Origin of the sequence: Agrobacterium rosae (assembly GCF_002915175.1) — a bacterium.
Classification (GTDB): Bacteria; Pseudomonadota; Alphaproteobacteria; order Rhizobiales; family Rhizobiaceae; genus Agrobacterium; species Agrobacterium rosae.
The window spans coordinates 1-20,139 of the sequence record NZ_NXEJ01000008.1; the positions used below are offsets into that span (position 1 = coordinate 1).

Consider the following 20,139-nt stretch of genomic DNA (forward strand, 5'->3'; position numbering starts at 1 on the left):
GCTTATCGACCTCGGCCTTCACGAGCTTTTCGACGAGATCCGGGCTCAGCAAAAAGTGGTCGATCCGTAGACCAGCGTCGCGCGCATATGCGTTCCGAAAATATGCCCAGAAGGTGTAGAGCCGGTCGTTCGGATGGAGATGCCGTAACGCATCTGTCCAACCTTGAGCCACCAGATTTGCATAAGCCGCTTTGACCTCGGGCCGAAACAGCGCGTCGTCTATCCAGCGCTCCGGTTTGTAGACATCGAGATCGGTCGGCATGACGTTAAAATCGCCAACGAGGGCTACAGGTACTCCGAGCTCGAACAGTTCTTCCGCGTAGGAATGCAGTCGCCGAAACCAGTCTAGTTTGTATTGGAACTTCGGACCTGGGACCGGATTGCCGTTTGGCAGGTAGAGGCATCCGACAACCATTCCGTCGATGACAGCCTCTATGTAACGACTTTGGTCGTCGTGCTCGCCGCCGGGCAACCCACGTCTCGTCTCAAGCGGCTCCTGACCGCGTGCAAGGATCGCGACACCGTTCCACGATTTCTGGCCATGCCATATCGCTTCATAGCCTGCGCGTTCCAGCTCTTTGCGCGGAAATTTATTGGACGGTGCCTTCAGTTCTTGCAGACAGACGACATCAGGTCGTGCCTCGTCCAGCCAACGAAGGAGGATGTCGAGGCGACCGTTGATGCCGTTTACGTTAAAGGTGGCGAGTTTCACCGACATATGTCAGCGCTTGCGATCACCTTTGTCGCCCTCGCCTGATTTGGTATCATTCTTTGCGTCATGGCGCGCATCGGCTGAAAGCGAACGAGAGACATCGACGCTCTCCTTGAACTTTCCGTCTTCATCGCGGCGTACGTAACGCTTGTCAGTGCCGGTATCGATCAATTCGCGCTTGGTCATCACAGATCTCCCTTTTGGTTGCTGTCCAAGGAAAACGCGCGCTGCTGTCTAAAGATGCATTCGAATCAGCGACCTAAGACAGACTCGCAAAACGGGAGACCACGTGCGCCTAAGTCATTGAAAAACGATTCGTTTTAGCAAGGAACGATTCGCTCACTGATTCGGTTGAATCGCGTTGGTTGTGTGAGGAGTGCGCGTATCATGAGTTCCCCGAGAGCAAACTGGAAAGGTTTCATCAAGTTCGGCGAAGTGTCATGCGCGGTGGCGCTTTACACCGCAGCATCGGCGTCGGACCGTATCGCTTTCAACACGCTCAACAGAGCGACCGGAAATCGGGTCAAGCGCGAGTTCATCGATGGTGAAACCGGAGACCCCGTCGAACGGGAAGACCAGGTCAAAGGCTATGAGACCGAGAACGGACAATACATCGTTCTTGAACCGGAGGAAGTCGCGGCCGCCGTCCCCGATAGCGACAAGACGCTAACGATCGAATCCTTCGTTCCCTGTTCTGACATCGACACAGTGTATTTCGACAAGCCCTATTATCTGACGCCAGACAAGATGGGTACGGAAGCCTATGTTCTGCTTCGCGACGGCATGAAGGAGGCCAAGGTTGCGGCTATCGCACGGACCGTTCTGTTCCGCCGCCTCCGCACCGTCCTCATCCGCCCACATGGCAAGGGCCTCATCGCTTCCACTCTCAACTTCGACTACGAGGTTCGATCGTCGCAGGAAGCCTTCGAGGATCAGCCGGATGTCAAAAGCGATCCCGAATTGCTCGAGATTGCTGAACTGATCATCGCAAAAAAGAAGGGCAGCTTCGACGCCAGCACCTTCGATGATCGGTATGAGGAGGCTGTAGCAGAACTCGTCAAGGCGAAGATTGAGGGGCGATCGCTTCCAAAGAAGAAAGCCGCACCGGCCGCCAAGTCCGTCGATCTATTGCAGGCCCTGCGTCAGAGCGCGGGCCTCGACGCCAAGAAAAACAAGTCAAAACGGACCGCTGCCAACGCCAACGCTGGCGAAGAAACTGCAAAACCTAAAAAGGCAGCGACCAAAGCAAAGGCGACGCTCGCACCGACCCGTCGCGCCGGTTAAGAGGAGATCATCATGGCTGTCCGCCCCTATTGGAAGGGTTACCTGAAGCTGTCCCTCGTCAACTGCGCCGTTCAGATGATGCCCGCGACGTCGGAAAGCGAGAAGGTGCGGTTTCACACGCTGAACCGCGCCACCAACAATCGCGTGGTCAGTCACTACGTGGATTCCGTTACAGGCAAGGACGTGAAGGAAGAAAACGAGGTCAAGGGTTACGAACGTGGCGAAAACGACTACGTCATCCTTGAAGACGAAGAGCTCGAAAACGTTGCACTGGATAGCACCCGGACGATTGATATTTCAACGTTCACGAAACGAGACACCATCGAATGGATATGGCTCGATACACCATACTATCTGTCTCCGAATGAGAAAATCGCGCAGGAGGCCTTCTCCGTGATCCGCGACGCTATGGCGTCGCAGGACATGGTCGGAATTTCGCGGCTGGTGATCTCGCGCAGGGAACGCGCCGTCATGCTGGAGCCCCGCGGCAAAGGAATTGTCTTGTGGACCCTGCGGTATGGTGACGAGGTGCGAGACGAAGACAGCTATTTCGATGGTATCGCCGATGAAGAGCCCGACGCCGACATGATGCCACTTATCCAAAAGCTCATCAAAAAGCAGACGAAGCCATGGGACGCGAAGATGGTCGTGGATCCTGTGCAGGACCGTCTGCTCGACATCATCAAGGAAAAGAAGAAACAGCAGAAGAAGCCAACCCGTGCCAAAACGAAGGCGCCTGCGTCCCATTCCAAGCCAAGCAATGTCATCAACATCATGGACGCGCTCAAGAAATCGGTCGCAGCAGAAACACGCGCAAAATAAAGCCCGTCAGGCAGACGCCTTCCGGGCTTTGTTCAGTCGCTTGATCGCCTGCTCCAGCGACCGGTGGCCCTCATGGTAATCCTGCCAGGCCGTGCTCTTCTTCAATAGGCCTGGGACTGTTCTAACGGTAAACCGCGTTGGATCAAGGTCAGCCCTCACCTGCGTCCACGTCAAAGGCATCGACACCGTCGCTCCGGTACGTGCTCTCGGAGACAGCGGTGCCACGGCCGTCGCCATACGGTCGTTGCGCAGGTAGTCGAGGAATATTCGGCCTTCCCGCTGGTTCTTTGCCATCTTTATAAGATAAAGGTCCGGATTATCTCGCGCCATATCCTGACAGACGTCATGCGCAAACCCCTTAGCTTCGTCCCAGCTCAGCTTCTTTCCCCTGGACGCGACAAGCGGCGTCACGACGTGTAATCCCTTTCCACCTGTCGTCTTGCAGAAACTGACAAGGCCCAGTTCTTCTAGCCGGTCGCGTATCTCGCGCGCGGCGTCGACGACTGCTGGAAACTCAACATTCGGGCCTGGATCGAGATCGAATACCAACCTGCCCGGCACTTCGGGCTGATCCGGCAAGCAATTCCAGGGGTGAAGTTCGATCCCGCCGATCTGGGCAATGGCGGCAAGTCCTTCAACGCGATCTATCTGTAGATAGGCCTTCTTGTCGCCAAAGACCGTCACGAGCTCCAGAAGGTTCGACGTTCCTGGCATGGCATGGCGCTGGAAGAACTGTTCGCCACCAATGCCATCAGGGCAACGAAGGATCGAGCATGGCCGACCTTTGATATGATCGATCATCCACGCTCCGACAGCCTCGTGGTACTGGGCGAGGTCAACCTTGGTGACAGGCTTTTTGTCATCCGCGTCTGGCCAGAGCGCCTTGTTGGGGCTTGAGATCATGACGCCCATGACCTCTTCCTTTGCGCCCCTCCGGGAACGCTTGGGTGGTGGCTTTTCGGTCTCGGGATCAGGGACATCCACATCCGATGGCGTCGCGGGCTCTTCGGCTTCCACCTCCGCAGCAGGCTTGTCTTCGCGCAGCCCCTTGAACGCGCCCTGTCGAACCTGGCCGTCCGCGGTCCATCCGGCGAATTCGATCTCGGCGACTAGCTCGGGCTTGAGCCAGACGATATCGTCTGACGTCTTCGGTGCCCCTATTCCTGTGAATGGAGATTTGGCCGCTTCTATCTCTTGAAGCTTCGGCAGAAGTTGTTGGACCGTCTTCGCGCTATACCCTGTACCGACACGCCCGACATAGACGAAGTGCTTGCCGCTGAAGACGCCAACCAGCAGCGATCGAAATTTCCCATTGGTCTTGGCATAGGCACCGATGACCACTTCATGACCAGCGCGACATTTGGATTTCGCCCATGTCTTCGTCCGGCCGGACGCATAAGAAGCATCTGCCTCCTTGGAGACGATACCCTCGAGCGATAGACGGCATGCTGACTTCAGCACGGCGTCGCCGCCCGTCTCAAAGTGTTCGACGAAACGCAGGCGTGCGTCCTCGCCCGCATCGGACATCAGTGTTTCCAAACGGGATTTGCGCTCCGTCAGGGGAAGCTCTCTCAAATCCTCGTCACCAGCAAACAGCAGGTCGAATGCAAAGTATACGAGGTAGTCCGTCGTCCCTTCTGACAGCGCCGCCTGTAGAGCGGCGAAATCAGGCGCACCCCGCTCGTCAAGCGCACATATTTCACCATCTAAGATGCAGTCAGGGAGTACCGACGCCGCCTCCGCAATCGCAGGCCATCTGGATGTCCAATCCAGACCTTTGCGGGTCTTAAGCGTCACCTCACCGCCAGCGACGCGCATTTGCACCCGGTAGCCGTCGAATTTGATCTCGTGGATCCAGCCTTTGCCCGCGGGTGGACGCGTCAAGCTCTCGCAGAGCTGAGGGGCGATAAAGCTCGGCATCGCAGTTTCAGCGTTGGTGGGCTTGGCTGCCTTAGGTCGAGCCGACCTCTTCTTCAGCGACGTCTTCATGCCAGCCTTGCGCTCCTCGGCGGCAAGTCCCTCATTGCTGTTCCACACCGCGTCTGCCTCAACCGTATCGCCTTGCGTCATAAATGGCTTGGGCTTTTTCCCTTTGCCAGCGGCGATTGCCTCCATGGTTCTACCGGAAGCGACGGACGTCAGATTGTCATCCAGTACCGCTGCTCCGTTCTCGTCGACCGCATAATCGTCGCGGTGTTTGATCAGCAGCCAGTTGGTGCGCTTGCCGCCGTCTCGGTCGTTGCGCATCCTCACTAAAACAAAGCTTCCATGCAGTCGTTCACCTTCCAAAGTAAACTTGAAATCACCCTTCGCCAGTGCCTCCTCGGGGGTCTTGCTCCCCTCGGGCTGCCAGTAGCCGCGATCCCACAGCATGACTGTGCCGCCGCCATACTGACCCTTCGGTATCGTTCCCTCGAAATCGCCATAGTCTAGGGGGTGGTCTTCGACCTCCACGGCAAGCCGCTTGTCAGCAGGATCGAGAGAAGGACCTCTGGTCACAGCCCAGGATTTGAAAACACCATCGAGCTCAATACGAAGATCATAATGCAGCCGTGTCGCGTCATGCTTCTGGATGACGAAGCGGCGACGGTTGGATGCCTTGATCTCGACCTCTCCGCTTGGCTCAAGCGTTTTTTTGAAATCGCGTTTGGATCGGTACTTGCTGAGATTGTCGGCCATGGCATCCACCCCTTCTCACCAACGCGGAACCGCCTTATGCAGCGCCCGATACCCGAAGTGCCCCAGCCTCGCCGAGACTACGCTGAACCGCGGAAATCTTGTCGGACGGGATGTCTGCGGACACTTCGATTTCCCCTTCGAGGGGAGCATCGCCGCGCACCGCACCACTTTTCGAGACATCGCCACCAGATGCAACTGACCCTGATGTGTTCTCCGCGGTGGCTGACTGAATAAAGATGTCCGGACGCGAAATGCCGTGCTGCTGGACAAGGTGCTCCACCGCAATATCGGCGGCAGAGCGTGTGTCAAATGTTGCTCGGATTGTGGTGGTGCTGTCGTCAGCCATGCTGATATCTCCTGATGTGATGATTGAAGACCTAACCCACTGCCGCCGGGTTAGTTTCCAAGAAAATGCCTTCAAGCGGATCGCTAGCCCGCCGAAGGCAAAATGATTGGCGCTTTGGCGATGCGTCCTAGTGCTCGATGCTTACCATCTTTACGTGGGACAGATGCGTCTCAAGGCTGGGCAACGTTTCCTTCACGAAGCCAACGACGGTCTGATCGTCACCGGACCCCGCATAGGTCCGAAACAGCGCAATCGCCTCCATATGCGCTTGCACCTGCATGTCGAGGTAAAGCATGTCGAAGTCCTTGCCTTTGGCAGTCTGCAATTGATCCATCATTTTCTGCTGCTTGGGTGCAAGAACGATTGGGGACGGCAGTGGCTCACCCTTCTTGTCCAGTATTCCCTTCAGCTTCTCGCCCGCCTTCTGGTGGTCGGCGATGATCATCTTTGCCGCATCCTTGAGATCGGCAGACTCCGCGTTCTGCAAAGCCAATTCGCTGGACTTGATCTCGAAGTCGTTGGAGCTTGAAACGACGCTGACGAAGGTCGGCCGATCCATAACCATCATGGGTGCGGCGTCGCCGGCAGGCTTGTGCTTCTGTTGTTGCGCCGTAACAGGCTGGGCAAGCATGGCGACGGATAATACCAGGTATGATAGGTTTGAAAACTTCATAGTCATGGTCCTTTGTGAGGTAATCACTTCGTTTTGGAAAATGCTTTTGTGAGGTCGGCATTGGCAGCATCGACAGCATCCTTTGCCTTGTCCACTACCTTGGCCATTCCGAAAAATTCGTGGGTTACGCCTTCATAATTGAGCGCATTGACCATCACGCCCGCTGCATTGAGCTTTTCAGCATAGGCCTGGCCTTCGGAGCGTAGCGGGTCGATCTGCGCAGTGATGACGGTTGCAGATGGCAGTCCCTTGAGGTCGTTGCGACCAACGAGATTGATGCGAGGATCTTTAGTCTCATCCTTTGACGTAAACACATTTGAGACGAACCATTCCATATCGGCCTTGCCAAGCGGCGCGGCATCGGCATTTTCCTGATAGGATGGCGTATTCATGTCGTTGCCAGCGATGGGATAGACTAGCAACTGGTGCACCGGCATCGTTGTCTTCTTCTCCTTCGCCATCAAAGCAACGTTCGCCGCCAGATTGGCCCCGGCGCTTTCACCCGCAACAGCAATCCGCTTGGCATCGCCATTCAAAGTGTGAATGTTTTCAACTGTCCACGTATATGCAGCCCAGGCATCATCATGCTGAGCCGGGAACTTGCTTTCCGGTGCGTGATGATAATCGGCAGACACAACGATGGCTTTGGATCCAAGCGCAAGCGCCCTGGGTGTCGCTTCATAGGTATTGATATCCGCCACAACCCAACCGCCGCCGTGGAAATACAGCACGACAGGGAATGGCCCCTTGCCTTCGGGAATATAGACGCGGGCGGGCAACGCCCCGCCTGCACTTGGAATGGCGATATCCGTCGTCGCAACGCCCGCCTCTGGCATCGGAGAAATCTTCTTGTCTCGCTGAACCGTGCGCGCGGCATCGGCGGCACTTGCCTGCGTGCGGGCCTGCGGCACGGTCAGGCCGGAGAAGGGTTTGGCATCCAGCCCTTTCAGAGCATCAAGAACAGCCTGCATTTGGGGATCAGGCTTTGCTTGCTCAGCCTGCTGCATTTGTTGAGCCGGTTGGGCTGAGGGTGGCTGCTGGGCCCATACGGTTGCAGAAGACGAAAGCAGCAGGAATGCTAGGCTCGCGGTACGAATAATGGAACGTGAGATGGGCATGAGATTTCCTTTGAAACTGCGGTGTGACATTTCGTTATTGCTTGGGTGGCTCGATCTTTTGCTGGTAGGTTCCGACGAGTTCACCCTTGCCAATGACGTGACCGGACATGGCAGCCAGAAGTGCGTCACGGTCAGATGTCGGTGGAAGATCAATCATGGAATCGAGAGCGACGATCTGGATATGATAGTGGTGCGGCTTATCGCCAGGAGGTGGCTTCGGTCCGAAATAGCCGTGTGTTCCGGATGTGTTGCGACCCTGCAAAATGCCCTCCGGCTCGACCAGGCGAAGCTGCTCCTGCAAACCCTCTGGAAGCGTCGTTACCATCGCTGGGATGTTCCACGCCAACCAGTGGACAAAGGGCTTGAGCGGCGAAGAGTCCGGGTCTTCCATGATGATGGCGTAGGACGCCGCCTTGGGCACGGCACTCCAGCTAAGCGCCGGCGAAACGCCATCGGCATATTCGCTGTATTTTGTTGGGATCGCCTGATTGCTGGAGAACGCCTCAGTGGAGACCGTGATTTTGCCTTGTGTGTCTGTCTCGGAACGCTTCAAAGCCAACGGCACATCTGCGCCTTTTTTTGCCTGTGCCTCCATGACATCTGACGGTGCCATGGCAGCCGTCTCAGCCTTTTTCGCATCACCCGTATAGGCAATGCGATAAATGACACCATTGGCATCATCCGCCATGAGCAGCGAACCGTCTTTAGCGACGGCAAGACCGACAGGGCGAGCAAAATGCGTCTTTCCACCATCCGTCAGGAAGCCGGTCAGAAATGGCTCGATTGTTTTGGGCTGGCCGTTCTCAAAGTGAATGCGGACGATTTCATATCCGGAGGCCGGGTTGCGGTTCCAGGAACCGCGCATGGTGGCGAAGGCATCTCCTGCAAACTTTGCCGGAAAGGCAGTTCCGCGATAGAACTTCATCTGCATCGGCGCTGCATGGGCCGTGTAACCGATCACCATCGGCTGGCTCTGGTCGCGCCACTGTTCCTTCGTCACCCCGCCAACCGGCGTGGACTGTGGATAGATGTCACCCGCGCCATAAACATGTGGCCAGCCATATTGCTTGCCCTGCTCGATCTTGTTGAGTTCCTCGGCCTGAACCTCATCGCCCATCAGGTCGATACCGTGGTCCAGGCCCCAGAGTTCACCGGTCTGTGGCTGCCAGTCGTAACCAATCGTGTTGCGCAGGCCGGATGCGAAAATCGTCCGGCTCTTGCCGTCCGGCGTCGCGCGAATGATCGTTGCGTTTTCAGGATTGCTTTCGTTGCATGAATTGCAAGTGGAGCCGACGCTGATGTACAGCATCCCGTCAGGACCGAATGAAAGAACGCGGTTTGGATGCTGGCCAGAATCCGGCAGATCGCCGATGATCATCTCAAGTTCGCCAAGGGTCCCATCGGCCTTGATGTCGGCAACGAAGACTTCTTTGACGGTCACAAGGTAGAGTTTGTCATCCTTGATTGCCAATCCATGCGCCTGCGCGCGGGACACGACCTGGATCGGTGCCCGATCTGCCTTGCCATCACCGTCTTCGTCCTTCAGCAGCAGCACATCGCCTTCTTCCCGGCGGCTGACATAAATGAAACCCTTGTCGGACACGGCGAGGATGCGGCTGTTGCCAAGCCCCTGGGCGAAAGGCTTTACAGAGAAGCCGTCGGGCACCTTCAATTGTCCTACCCGCTCGCTCGTCGGTGCGACCTTGTTGGGCTTGAACACGTTTGTGGTGATTTGGACTTCAGTTCCATCGCCCTGCTGGGCATAGGACGTACTGCACGCAAAAAGTGCCGCCACAAGAGATGCAGCGCCGGTAACACGACGTATCATTAGGTATTCCTCCAAAGAATTCACACGCCGAACATGCGAGACTCTTCAAAGTTCCCCCTTCTTAACGCTATCAGAACTGAATATGTACGCACGTCGCCAAGTAACGTGGCTTATGCGGGTAGCAACAACCGTAGTGATGGCATACGACGCCCGCGGCCACCCTTTGGAAAAACGACCTTCAGGGCTCGTTGAAGGCTGAAACATAGAGAATGATCCTGCCTCTGGGATCATTTTTGAAAATCAGGCCGCCTCGCGCCTTTGATCTTCCAGGAACATAGTCCATTACGGTGCTGGCTCTCTCGACGATATCGGAACCATCACGGATCTCGCCGTTGACAGCGACCTGCGATGCGGTTGCGCTTGCAACATTCGAAACTTCGAAAGACACCTGAAACCCGTTGCTGCGCTGTTCAGTGATGACTACGGTTGCGGTGAGGTCAGGTGATGTATCCTGATCTTTAAACGCGTCTTTTGCGATCCAGAAAATCACCACGAGTACGATTACTGCGGATACCAGTCCGGTGACCCACTCGACCCAGTGCGGATGGTTTGCCTCGAGACGTTTGTCGCCGATTGTTTTGGTCATGAAACCCTCAGAGGATAAGTCGAGCGGCAGCCGCTCCGATCGCACCGGGAAAACTCAGGATGACGATCGCCATGAGCACCTGCGTGGAACCCAAGTCGTCAGTGCGGTGGAACGTCCAGAGACAGTAGGCGCTGATGGATCCTGCTATCACGTAGCCAGGTAAGGTAAAGCGCACAAAAGCATGCCAACTTGGCGTACCCTCCGCCAGATCGTGGCTTCCATGAAATGACAGCGCGTAAACGAATCCATGCATGACGATTAGCGACGCTGCGATGATGACAAGGCCGTGCCAAGGCGTCATCTTAAACGAAAGCAAGATCATCTCCTCGGTGGGCGCCACGTTCAGATTTAAAAACAGCGCACCAACCGCCATCAGAAAGAGCTCGCCGCCATAACTTGTCTCGCGATTTTGAACTGGATCATCGTCATCCTCAGTTTCTTCATCGTCAGATTCGCCGCCCAGTTGGCTCCTGCCCAACATGGCGCCAATGCTCGCCGGCACCCCTAGCAGAGCAATCATGCCCACAATCTCATGTGAGGTTTGACCAGTCCGCAACACGCCTATGGAAGAGAGGATCAACGTGCTCGCTACCATACCCAATGCATAGGCGATAACAGCATCTCGGACAGATTGCCCCCAACCCGAAGTCTGCTCAAACCCTATGCGGCGAGACAGGACTATCAACAGAGGCAAATTGATCAAAAGAAGCAGCAACAGTCGGGTGCGATCCATGTAGAAGCCAAGCTCCCACATTTCCATCGTCATAAACATCGGCAGAGCGAACAGAAGAGCGCCCGCAACGCCGCGCGCGATTCCAGCGAGAAATTTGCTTGTATCGAATCCACCACTTGCGCCGACTTTCAAACCCAATCTCGTTCTCCACAGAATGACTCTGGTCATGCGCGAGGACCGGATCGTCGCAATGCCGAACCTTAACAGCATCGAAGAGTGGACGCGACGACAATCACGTCACGCTAATCAAAGACTTTTCAATATCCAACCCTCCTGATAGGTTCTGACTTTGTTCGCGGTCATTTTTGACGCATCCATCGCGGTATATGGAGCTTCGTCTATACCGAATTTAAAGTAGGCGCACATCAAGGATAACGGCATGGCGGTTGCCTCTCTGGAAAAACTGAACGAGCAGCAGCGCAAGGCCGTCGAGCATGGCGTTGGGCTGGCTGAGGGCAACACGGCAGGGCCTCTGTTGATCATTGCTGGTGCAGGCTCCGGCAAGACGAACACGCTCGCACACCGGGTGGCACATCTCATCGTCAATGGTGCGGACCCGCGCCGCATTCTCCTGATGACCTTTTCGCGCAGAGCCGCCTCGGAAATGGCCCGCCGCGTCGAGCGCATCTGCCGCAATGTGCTGGGTGCCAATGCCGGTGTCCTGACAGACGCCCTTGTCTGGTCCGGTACATTCCACGGTATCGGTGCGAGACTGCTGCGGATGTATGCCGAGCAGATCGGTCTCAACCTGGACTTCACAATCCACGACCGGGAAGACAGCGCTGATCTGATGAACCTCGTGCGGCACGAACTCGGATTTTCCAAAACAGAAAGCCGCTTTCCGACCAAGGGCACCTGTCTTGCGATCTATTCACGCGCAGTCAACTCGGAGACGCCGCTGAACGAGATCCTGCGCCAGCATTATCCATGGGTCGCCACATGGGAAGAACAATTTAAGGAATTGTTCGGAGCTTATGTCGAGGCCAAGCAGGCGCAGAACGTGCTCGATTACGATGACCTTCTGCTCTACTGGGCGCAGATGGTCAGCGATCCCGATCTCGCCGACGATATCGGCAATCGCTTCGACCATGTCATGGTCGACGAGTATCAAGATACCAACAAACTCCAGTCGTCTGTCCTGATGGCGCTCAAGCCCGGCGGGCGTGGCCTGACCGTCGTCGGCGACGATGCCCAGTCGATCTATTCGTTCCGGGCAGCGACCGTTCGCAACATTCTCGACTTTCCAACATCTTTCAGCCCTGCCGCCGATGTCATCACACTCGATCGCAATTACCGCTCGACCCAGCCCATTCTGGCGGCAGCCAATGGCGTGATCGAATTGGCGCGCGAGCGTTTCACCAAAAACCTGTGGACCGAACGGGAGTCGCTCGAGCGACCCAAACTCGTGACCGTCAAGGACGAGACCGAACAGGCCAATTTCATTGTCGAGCAAGTTCTGTCCAATCGTGAGACTGGCATGACGCTGAAACAACAGGCGGTCTTGTTCCGGACGTCCAGTCACAGCGGTACGCTCGAAGTCGAACTCACCCGTCGCAATATCCCCTTCGTCAAGTTCGGTGGCCTGAAGTTTCTCGACAGCGCCCACGTGAAGGACATGCTGGCCGTGCTGCGCTTCGCCCAGAACCCGCGTGACCGGGTTGCGGGTTTCCGTCTTCTCCAAATGTTGCCGGGCATCGGTCCCAAAAAAGCTGGCACCATTCTCGACACCATCGCCTCCGACCCCGAACCGCTCCTAGCACTCGCGGAAATTCCACCACCACCGAAGACAGGCGAAGACTGGACATCATTCGTTCAATTGCTGGGAGGGCTTCGCAAAACGCAGGAAGGCTGGCCGTCGGATATCGCGCAGGCCCGTCTCTGGTACGAACCCCATCTCGACCGCATCCATGAAGACGCCGATACTCGCAAGGCCGATCTCCTGCAGCTCGAGCAGATAGCCAGCGGCTATCCCTCGCGCGAACGTTTCCTGACCGAGCTGACGCTCGACCCGCCGGATGCCACCAGCGATCAGGCGGGCGTACCATTGCTCGACGAAGACTATCTGATCCTGTCGACCATCCACTCGGCCAAGGGACAGGAATGGCGTTCCGTCTTCATGCTCAACGTTGTCGATGGCTGCATACCGTCGGACCTGGGGACAGGAACGACGCAGGAGATCGAGGAGGAACGGCGTCTGCTCTATGTCGGCATGACGCGGGCCAAGGACAGCCTGTCGCTGATCACGCCGCAACGATTTTTCACACATGGTCAGAACTCGCAGGGCGACCGGCACGTTTATGCATCTCGGTCCAGGTTCATCCCCGCGACATTGCTGCAATATTTCGAACCGATGGCTTGGCCGAAGGTCTCGGCCGCAGCATCTGAACGCAGTGCCCAGCAGATCCGCATCGATGTCGGGGCACGCATGCGCGGCATGTGGAAATAGGAGCGACCGATGTGCAATCTCTATAACGTGACCACGACACGTGACGCAGTCCTGCAGTTCACTAAGGCATTCCGTGATCTGGCAGGGTGGAACGAGGCGAGCTTCGACGTCTATCCTGGCTATCAAGCTCCGGTTGTCCGCGCCGCTGCGGACGGAGTTTAAAAAGCGCTTGCAAGCGCGACGAAATTCCCAACTTGTGAATTGATAAACTTCCCAATCAGCTCCCTTGATCGCTCGTCCACTCCGAGCAGCTTCCTGGTCGACGGTTGAATGCCTCCAGTCAAGTTTTTTCTGAGCGTGAAGCGTCAAGCAAAAGAATTGGTATGATCATTGCGCATTATCGAAATTCATCATACATATTTGCAAGGCCTACACTTGGCTGATTTCGATTTATGGTGACCGACGTGCCCGAAAAGCAAAAACGTAGCAAATCATCCGGGTCTCTTGTCACCAAAGTCAGTGTGAGCCTGCGACAGGCTATTGCGTCTGGCCAATATGGGCCCGGCGACCGCTTGCCCAGCGAGATCAAGATGACGGAAACTCATGGCGTTAGCCGCACCGTCGTTCGGGAGGCGGTGACGGCTTTGCGTTGTGATGGATTGGTGGAAGTTCGTCAGGGTGCGGGCATTTTCGTTCTTAGAAAAGAAACAGATCGCTCTTCGGTAAAGATCGACAAGGCGAGATTGTCGTCGGATCTCGAAGTACTGGAAATTCGTACTCCACTTGAAATCGAGGCTGCAGGGCTTGCCGCACTTCGCAGGTCGCCGTCCCAGGAAGAGGTGATCTTCGATTGCCATGCCAAGGTGCTGGACTGTATTGAGAACAATCAGTCAATCCGCGAGGCGGATCTGGCACTTCATTTTGCGATTGCGGCAGCGACCAACAATCCTCTGTTCACGCAATTTCTGGAACTGCATGGGCAGGCGGCCATTCCGCAATCTCGCTTCGTTCCCAAGCAGCAGGAGGTTGACCAGACCACCTATCGACAGCTGATCCACAGAGAGCATGAAGCGATTATCGTTGCGATTTCAGACCGCAACGATCAGGCGGCAAAGCTTGCCATGCAGGAACATCTGCGCGGCAGTCAACTCCGCTACCGCGAGATGATGCGCGATCTGCGCGGCATCGCTGCGAACTAAAACACATCCGTACCCCAGACCTCTAATTGCGTGAGCGCCGGAAAAGGCGATGGATCGTTTGCTTTTTTCAGGTCATGCAGCCGTACCCATTCCACAGTGCGCGGCGGCATGGCGAAGGCTTGAGCAGCGCCGGATTTGACCAACGGGATTGTCAGCACGTAGCCATCTGAAAACGTCATGCTAGCCTCGTCCCACCAGGAATCGTGGGGAAAATCTGCCCTCAGATACAGCGTGACCTGATCAATGAGCACGTGTCGCCCGAATGCCAGAGTAAGCGTTGCCGCCGGGTCTTGATTGATGCCCCAGCTGGTATAGGGCCAGAAGCCGTGATCCGTATTGGCCTTCTCACCATCTATGGCGTTGCGGGCTGCAAAGACGGCCTCGCCGCGCGTTTCCACATTGGCTTTCGCATGGGGAAATAGCGTCGTATTGTCGTGGTGATCGAAGGGATTGAACGCCAGGTTTCGGCGCGTCAAAGCCTCATCCGGGTGGGCGCGACAGGCGGAGATGCGGTGGAGATTTCCCAGAAATGCCTGCGGCGGATAAGTCTTGCGCGTTAGGCCGAAGGGAACAGGCAGCAAGAAATCCGTGCCAGCCATAAAGACGCGCGCGGGCGGCACGCCGGCATCAAGGCTGAGCTCGATATGGCCAGGCTCTGCCGCTTCGACCACAATCCTGTCGCCTTCAGCGTATTCATCGCGATAGACCAGAAAGACCTCGTCGTCGGAACTGGCTTGCGACAGCACCTTGCCTGATACGTTGATGACTTTGAGTGTGAGCTTCATCGGCATTCTCCCTTAGCGGATGACGAGGCGAAGGCGCTTGCCCTTGAGCGGAATGAGTGTTCGGTGGATGGTGTCAGGCCATGATTGGCGCAAGCGCGGATCATCGATCTCAATCATTTCGATGGTGGGGACCTCCGCACCTTCGATATAGATGGAACCGAGGTCACCCAGAACCAGCGTGTTGCCAGCAATGCGAGGTTTTTCGACCGTCATTAGAGACAAAACGGCATCGCGCTCGCCATCATAGTCATCAATGATCTCAACATGCTGACCACGGATGAGCCTAATGGTCCTGGTGTAGCTTCGCACAGCGGCCTCGGGCGGATAGGCACCTCCGAGCTCCAGCGAGATTTCGGCATGCGTTTCAGTGAAATCGACGCAGAAATCGCGGGCTGCAAAGCCCTCGCCATCCTTCTGCATCATACCGCCGAAGCTCGGCAAAGTGTGGAACGCCGACTGCATCGTCCAGATGCCGTACCGCTGCGGCGAGAAGGTTTTGGCCGTATAGGTTTCCACGCCGACATCGATGAGGAAGGGGCGTCCTTGCTTGTAGAGCGTGATGCTGCCGACATCGTTGTGGTTATGGCTTTCGCCATTGTTGCCGCCCTTGACGGCGAGATCGAAGATATCGTCGCGGGCGATGGCGAGTTCTATGCCGGGGTAAAACATATCGACTTTGGCGGGTGGCGTAAAACGAGCCTCGGTTAGTTCCTTTTCTGCCAGAACCGTTTGCACACGATACCATAGGTTCCATTCATCCTGCATCAGATGCTTGGACGAGCGCTTCCAGCGATCTACGGCGAAAGCCTGAAGCGACGGCGATGCAATGGTTTTGCCGACGAGATACTCACGAAGGCCGCTGGTTTCAAACCGCGCCGGGGCGTCTGCAAAATTGAAGAACTGGTTATCGGCCACATGCATGTGCCGGATGAATTCGGCCATGTTGCGGAGCTTGTTTTCGCGCAAAAGCGCGCCTGTCACGCCGGGCGCCGCTTCTTCCAGAACTGCCAGTCCTGTGAACTGGCACAGCGTCGCATGGCCATAGTAAAGAGCGCCCTCTTCGCATGCTCCATCATCCGCATAGTCTTTTTGGAAAGCGTCGAGACTTTTCAGGGCCTGTTCGACAACGGCACGACGGGTGGACTGATCGGTCGGGCGCAGGAATGTCGAGAGAAGGACGTTCTGCGTGATCCACGCCGTCCAGTTGTTCATCCGCTCATCGCCGTTGCCCATCCACCAGAAGTGGCGCGAAAGGTAGGGCTTTATGATGCGATGGTCGATCTCGCTGGAAATCCGTGCCACAAGGATGGCGTCCAGTTGGGAGGCGAGCAGGTCCGAGACGAGCGCCAGGTTGGCCGCCGTCTCGGCTGCGAAGAGATCGATAATCGGTTTTTGTGGGTCCGGCAGCGGAGTACGCGGACCGCCACGGACATGGGAATTATGCGCTGGCAGCTGCCAGCCGCTTTCCTCGCAGATGAGCCACAGGCCGTCGATGATCTCGGCTAAGAAACGCCCCTCGCCCTCCATACATTCACCCAGAACCAGCGCGTTCAGCTTCAGGCGGCGCGCGAAATAGAGCGCTTCGAAGCGCGAGCGGTTGCCGTTTTTTGTGTATTCCAGATAATCGCTGGCAAAAATGGTGGACCACGGTTCATCAAGCGCGCGTGTGGCGGCATCGATCAGCTCCGCGCGACTGGCCTGCGACGCGGAGCGACGAATGCGCTCGACCGTGACATCGGCTGCAAAATCACCCAGCCTATCTGGCAGGAGCGGTATCAGTTTTGCAAACACGCCCTTAACCTCCCGCGCGTTCGATCTTCGATACGAAGCCTCCTATCATACGTCTTTTCAAATCTCCAGATAATTTGTCTGACTTTAGGTGAAGTTGTTTGACCAATACAGATTTTGTGTTATCAAAACGGCTGGAGGCATCGGGTGAAAATCTGATTGCAGGAGATGTTGCAGCCGGTCTGCGCCGATCATGACGACGGCCGGCCGACAATGGGAGGAATGCCGTGGCCATTGTGACCGCGTCCGACACACAGGCGGCCCCATACCGCAAGAAGAAGGTGCGGATCGTTTCCAAGAGACGACGCCGGATCGAAAATGCGCTGATCGCCTATTCCTTCATTGCCCCGAATTTTCTCGGCTTTGCCATCTTCACGCTCGGCCCCATTCTCTTCGCATTCGCGTTGGCCTTCATGCATTGGGATGGCTCCAATGCCATGAGCTTTGCGGGGCTGGATAATTTCTGGCGGCTATTCGAAGACAAGGCGTTCATCTCGGCCTTCTGGAATACGATCGTCTACACCGTCGTTTCCGTGCCTGCCACGCTAGCCTGCGCGCTGGGACTGGCCGTCCTTCTCAATCAGAAAATACTCGGGCGGGATTTCTTTCGCACGGCGATGTTCTTTCCCTATGTCGCGTCGCTTGTGGCCGTGGCTGTCGTCTGGAACATGATTTTCAACCCCGAAATGGGGCCGGTCAACATGCTGCTCTATACGCTGGGCATGGACCCGGCGGATATGCCCGGCTGGGCGGCGGACCGGCATTGGGCCATGGTCACCGTCATTCTCTTCGGCATCTGGAAGAGCATGGGTTACTACATGGTGATCTATCTCGCCGGACTTCAGGGCATCAACTCCGAGCTTTACGAGGCGGCGGGGCTGGATGGCGCCAATGCCTGGCAGAAGTTCATCCACGTCACGCTGCCGCAACTGGCACCGACGACGTTTTTCGTCACCGTGATGCTGACGATCCAGTCGTTCAAGGTTTTCGATCAGGTCTACATGATCACGCAGGGCGGGCCCGGCACGTCCACGCTGGTTCTAGTCTACCATATCTACAATGAAGCCTTTATTTCCTGGGACCTCGGCTATTCCAGCATGATTGCGCTCGTTCTGTTCTTCCTCGTGCTGGCCGTCACCGTCGTCCAGTTCAAACGGCAACGGGAGGACTGAGGCGATGCGGATCATGGGCCGGAAAGTCACCGTTGGAACGATTGCCGTCTACGCCACGGTCATCGCGATCACCATCGTCATGTTGCTGCCGTTTGCATGGATGCTGTCGGCATCACTCAAGCTCAGCCGCGATGTCTTCGCCTTTCCTATCGAATGGATCCCGGCACAGCCGCGCTGGGAAAACTACACGGAGATATGGACGAAGATTCCGCTGGCGCTTTTCATCTACAACACGTCCAAGTTGACGATCATCGTCACGATCATGCAGTTGCTGACATCCAGTTTTGCGGCCTATGCTTTTGCCAAGCTGCATTTTCCCTACAAGAACACGCTGTTTCTGGGCTACATCGCCACCATCGCCATGCCGTGGCAAGTCTATATGGTGCCGCAATTCCTACTGATGCGGGAATTCGGCCTCAACAACACGCATCTGGCGCTGATCCTGCTGCAGGCCTTTACCGCGTTTGGCGTTTTTCTTATGCGGCAGTTCTATATGTCGATACCCAACGAGCTGTGCGAGGCCGCGCGCATCGACGGCATGAACGAGTATCAGATATGGGCGAAGATCATGCTGCCGCTATCCAAGCCCGCGCTCTCGACGCTGACGATCTTCACCTTCGTCACGACCTGGAACGATTTCCTCGGGCCGATGATCTATCTGACGAAAACCGAACTGAAGACCATCCAGATTGGGCTCCGCATGTTTATTTCGCAATATTCTGCGGAGTACGGGCTGATTATGGCCGCGTCCGTGGTGGCGTTGATTCCGGTTCTCATCGTTTTCCTGGCGCTGCAACGCTTCTTCGTCGAAGGCGTCGCTTCCTCAGGGATCAAGGGTTGATATCATGCTGAATATTAGTAACATCCAACCGAATCCGATCACCTCTGCCGAAGTCGATGCGGCCATCGTCATGGCTGTTGAACAGGTGCGGCGCAACCTGCCCAACTTTACTTACAAGGCGCAAAACCATTCCAGCGTCGGCAATTTTTATCCAGCCGTTGCCAACGACCAGTGGACCGCCGGTTTCTGGCCAGGGCAGATATGGCTGGCCTTCGAGCATACAGGCGATAAGGTATTTCAGCACGCGGCGCAGATACAGGTGCAGAGCTTTCTGCACCGGATCGAAAACCGCATCGAGACCGACCATCACGATATGGGCTTTCTCTATTCACCCTCCTGCATCGCTGCGTGGAAATTGGTGGAAGATGAGGACGGCAAACGCGCTGCCCTCATGGCTGCCGACCAATTGATGGAGCGGTTTCAGCCCGTAGGCCAGTTCATTCAGGCATGGGGCCGCAAGGGCAACCCGGATGAATATCGCTACATCATTGATTGCCTGCTGAACCTGCCACTGCTTTATTGGGCAGCCGAACAGACGGGGCGCGAGGACTACCGCGATGTTGCGCTGGCCCACGCTCGCACGACGCTTGCCCATTCCGTACGAGCGGACGATTCCACCTACCACACCTTCTACATGGACCCGGAGACCGGCGCGCCGGTGCGTGGCGTGACGAAGCAGGGTTATAGCGACGAGAGCTATTGGGCACGCGGCCAGGCCTGGGGCATTGCCGGAATGGCGTTTTCCTATCGCTATGAGCGCCTGCCCGCCTATCGCGATGCGTTCGAGCGGCTACTGGCCTTCTATCTGCAGCGCCTGCCACCCGATCTCGTGCCCTACTGGGACCTCGTCTTCACGGACAAAGACAACGAGCCGCGCGACAGTTCGGCAGCGGCCATCGTTGCTTGCGGCCTATTGGAAATGGCCGATCTGGAAGAGCCTGAGAAAGCCGAGCAGTATCGCGACCTAGCCCGACGCATGGTGAAAAGCCTTGTCGATTCCTATTCCGTCAAGGACCCTGCTGTCTCCAATGGTCAGCTTCTGCACGGCACGTATTCGAAGAAAACGCCGCACAACACCTGCCGCGGCGAAGGCGTCGATGAGTGCGTGTCCTGGGGTGACTATTATTATCTGGAAGCACTGACGCGATTGTCGCGCAACTGGGCCTCCTACTGGTGAGCGCGTGAGG

General features: G+C 56.4%; 18 protein-coding genes and 1 pseudogene. 8 read left to right on the forward strand and 11 right to left on the reverse strand.

Features of this window, described 5'->3' with window-relative positions; translation table 11 throughout:
• Both xth and CPJ18_RS15935 read right to left on the reverse strand, forming a co-directional pair.
• Positions 1–712, reverse strand: a 712-nt coding sequence (gene xth, locus CPJ18_RS15930; protein WP_103659677.1) for an exodeoxyribonuclease III, incomplete at its 3' end; no start/stop codon positions are given.
• A 9-nt stretch (positions 713–721) separates the two neighbouring features.
• Positions 722–898 carry a hypothetical protein gene (locus CPJ18_RS15935; RefSeq protein WP_080803337.1) on the reverse strand — a complete coding sequence of 59 codons (177 nt, stop codon included), beginning with the start codon at positions 896–898 and terminating at the stop codon, positions 722–724.
• Positions 899–1,099: 201 nt separating this feature from the next.
• Between CPJ18_RS15935 and ku (CPJ18_RS15940) the strand changes: the two genes are divergently transcribed.
• A complete protein-coding gene (ku, locus tag CPJ18_RS15940; RefSeq protein ID WP_077104559.1) occupies positions 1,100–1,996 on the forward strand; it encodes a non-homologous end joining protein Ku in 897 nt (298 codons plus the stop codon).
• A gap of 12 nt (positions 1,997–2,008) precedes the next feature.
• Complete coding sequence (ku, locus tag CPJ18_RS15945) at positions 2,009–2,818, forward strand: non-homologous end joining protein Ku (RefSeq protein ID WP_103659355.1); 810 nt, start codon at positions 2,009–2,011, stop codon at positions 2,816–2,818.
• A gap of 6 nt (positions 2,819–2,824) precedes the next feature.
• On the opposite strand, the gene ligD is transcribed toward ku (CPJ18_RS15945), so the two are convergent.
• The 7 genes from ligD to CPJ18_RS15980 all read right to left on the reverse strand — a co-directional run bounded on the left by ligD (position 2,825) and on the right by CPJ18_RS15980 (position 10,949).
• Positions 2,825–5,497, reverse strand: coding sequence for a DNA ligase D (gene ligD / locus CPJ18_RS15950; RefSeq protein WP_103659356.1), 2,673 nt, complete (start codon positions 5,495–5,497; stop codon positions 2,825–2,827).
• 34 nt (positions 5,498–5,531) lie between these two features.
• Positions 5,532–5,843, reverse strand: coding sequence for a hypothetical protein (locus tag CPJ18_RS15955; RefSeq protein WP_077104555.1), 312 nt, complete (start codon positions 5,841–5,843; stop codon positions 5,532–5,534).
• Between the two features lie 127 nt (positions 5,844–5,970).
• Positions 5,971–6,516 carry a DUF4142 domain-containing protein gene (locus CPJ18_RS15960; protein WP_167397922.1) on the reverse strand — a complete coding sequence of 182 codons (546 nt, stop codon included), beginning with the start codon at positions 6,514–6,516 and terminating at the stop codon, positions 5,971–5,973.
• 23 nt (positions 6,517–6,539) lie between these two features.
• Positions 6,540–7,634, reverse strand: a complete 1,095-nt coding sequence (locus tag CPJ18_RS15965; protein WP_197710903.1) for an alpha/beta hydrolase — start codon at positions 7,632–7,634, stop codon at positions 6,540–6,542.
• 34 nt (positions 7,635–7,668) lie between these two features.
• The gene (locus CPJ18_RS15970; protein WP_103659358.1) at positions 7,669–9,462 is read right to left on the reverse strand and encodes a YbhB/YbcL family Raf kinase inhibitor-like protein; all 1,794 of its coding nucleotides are present in this window, start codon (positions 9,460–9,462) and stop codon (positions 7,669–7,671) included.
• A gap of 178 nt (positions 9,463–9,640) precedes the next feature.
• A complete protein-coding gene (locus CPJ18_RS15975; RefSeq protein WP_077105879.1) occupies positions 9,641–10,048 on the reverse strand; it encodes a TIGR02588 family protein in 408 nt (135 codons plus the stop codon).
• 7 nt (positions 10,049–10,055) lie between these two features.
• On the reverse strand, positions 10,056–10,949 hold the full coding sequence (locus CPJ18_RS15980; protein WP_083716545.1) for a TIGR02587 family membrane protein: 894 nt from the start codon (positions 10,947–10,949) through the stop codon (positions 10,056–10,058).
• Positions 10,950–11,160: 211 nt separating this feature from the next.
• Here CPJ18_RS15980 and CPJ18_RS15985 point away from each other — a divergent pair, with 211 nt between their 5' ends.
• From CPJ18_RS15985 to CPJ18_RS15995, 3 genes and pseudogenes are all read left to right on the forward strand, one after another.
• Positions 11,161–13,227 carry an ATP-dependent helicase gene (locus tag CPJ18_RS15985; RefSeq protein WP_103659359.1) on the forward strand — a complete coding sequence of 689 codons (2,067 nt, stop codon included), beginning with the start codon at positions 11,161–11,163 and terminating at the stop codon, positions 13,225–13,227.
• A gap of 9 nt (positions 13,228–13,236) precedes the next feature.
• Positions 13,237–13,383, forward strand: a pseudogene (locus tag CPJ18_RS15990) (SOS response-associated peptidase); the annotation flags it as partial.
• A gap of 236 nt (positions 13,384–13,619) precedes the next feature.
• Positions 13,620–14,366 (forward strand): FadR/GntR family transcriptional regulator, encoded by a 747-nt coding sequence (locus CPJ18_RS15995; RefSeq protein WP_077105882.1) that lies wholly within the window; start codon positions 13,620–13,622, stop codon positions 14,364–14,366.
• On the opposite strand, the gene CPJ18_RS16000 is transcribed toward CPJ18_RS15995, so the two are convergent.
• Positions 14,363–15,151, reverse strand: coding sequence for a DUF7402 domain-containing protein (locus tag CPJ18_RS16000; RefSeq protein ID WP_103659679.1), 789 nt, complete (start codon positions 15,149–15,151; stop codon positions 14,363–14,365). The genes CPJ18_RS15995 and CPJ18_RS16000 overlap by 4 nt on opposite strands.
• A gap of 12 nt (positions 15,152–15,163) precedes the next feature.
• Positions 15,164–16,942, reverse strand: coding sequence for a heparinase II/III domain-containing protein (locus CPJ18_RS16005; protein ID WP_103659360.1), 1,779 nt, complete (start codon positions 16,940–16,942; stop codon positions 15,164–15,166).
• Between the two features lie 224 nt (positions 16,943–17,166).
• Between CPJ18_RS16005 and CPJ18_RS16010 the strand changes: the two genes are divergently transcribed.
• From CPJ18_RS16010 to CPJ18_RS16020, 3 genes are read left to right on the forward strand one after another with little or no spacing between them, the layout of a single operon-like run.
• Complete coding sequence (locus CPJ18_RS16010) at positions 17,167–18,111, forward strand: carbohydrate ABC transporter permease (protein ID WP_045231937.1); 945 nt, start codon at positions 17,167–17,169, stop codon at positions 18,109–18,111.
• Between the two features lie 4 nt (positions 18,112–18,115).
• Entirely contained in the window at positions 18,116–18,952 is an 837-nt protein-coding gene (locus CPJ18_RS16015) for a carbohydrate ABC transporter permease (protein WP_045231938.1), read from the forward strand.
• 4 nt (positions 18,953–18,956) lie between these two features.
• The gene (locus CPJ18_RS16020; RefSeq protein ID WP_103659361.1) at positions 18,957–20,129 is read left to right on the forward strand and encodes a glycoside hydrolase family 88 protein; all 1,173 of its coding nucleotides are present in this window, start codon (positions 18,957–18,959) and stop codon (positions 20,127–20,129) included.
• The last annotated feature ends 10 nt before the right edge of the window (positions 20,130–20,139 follow it).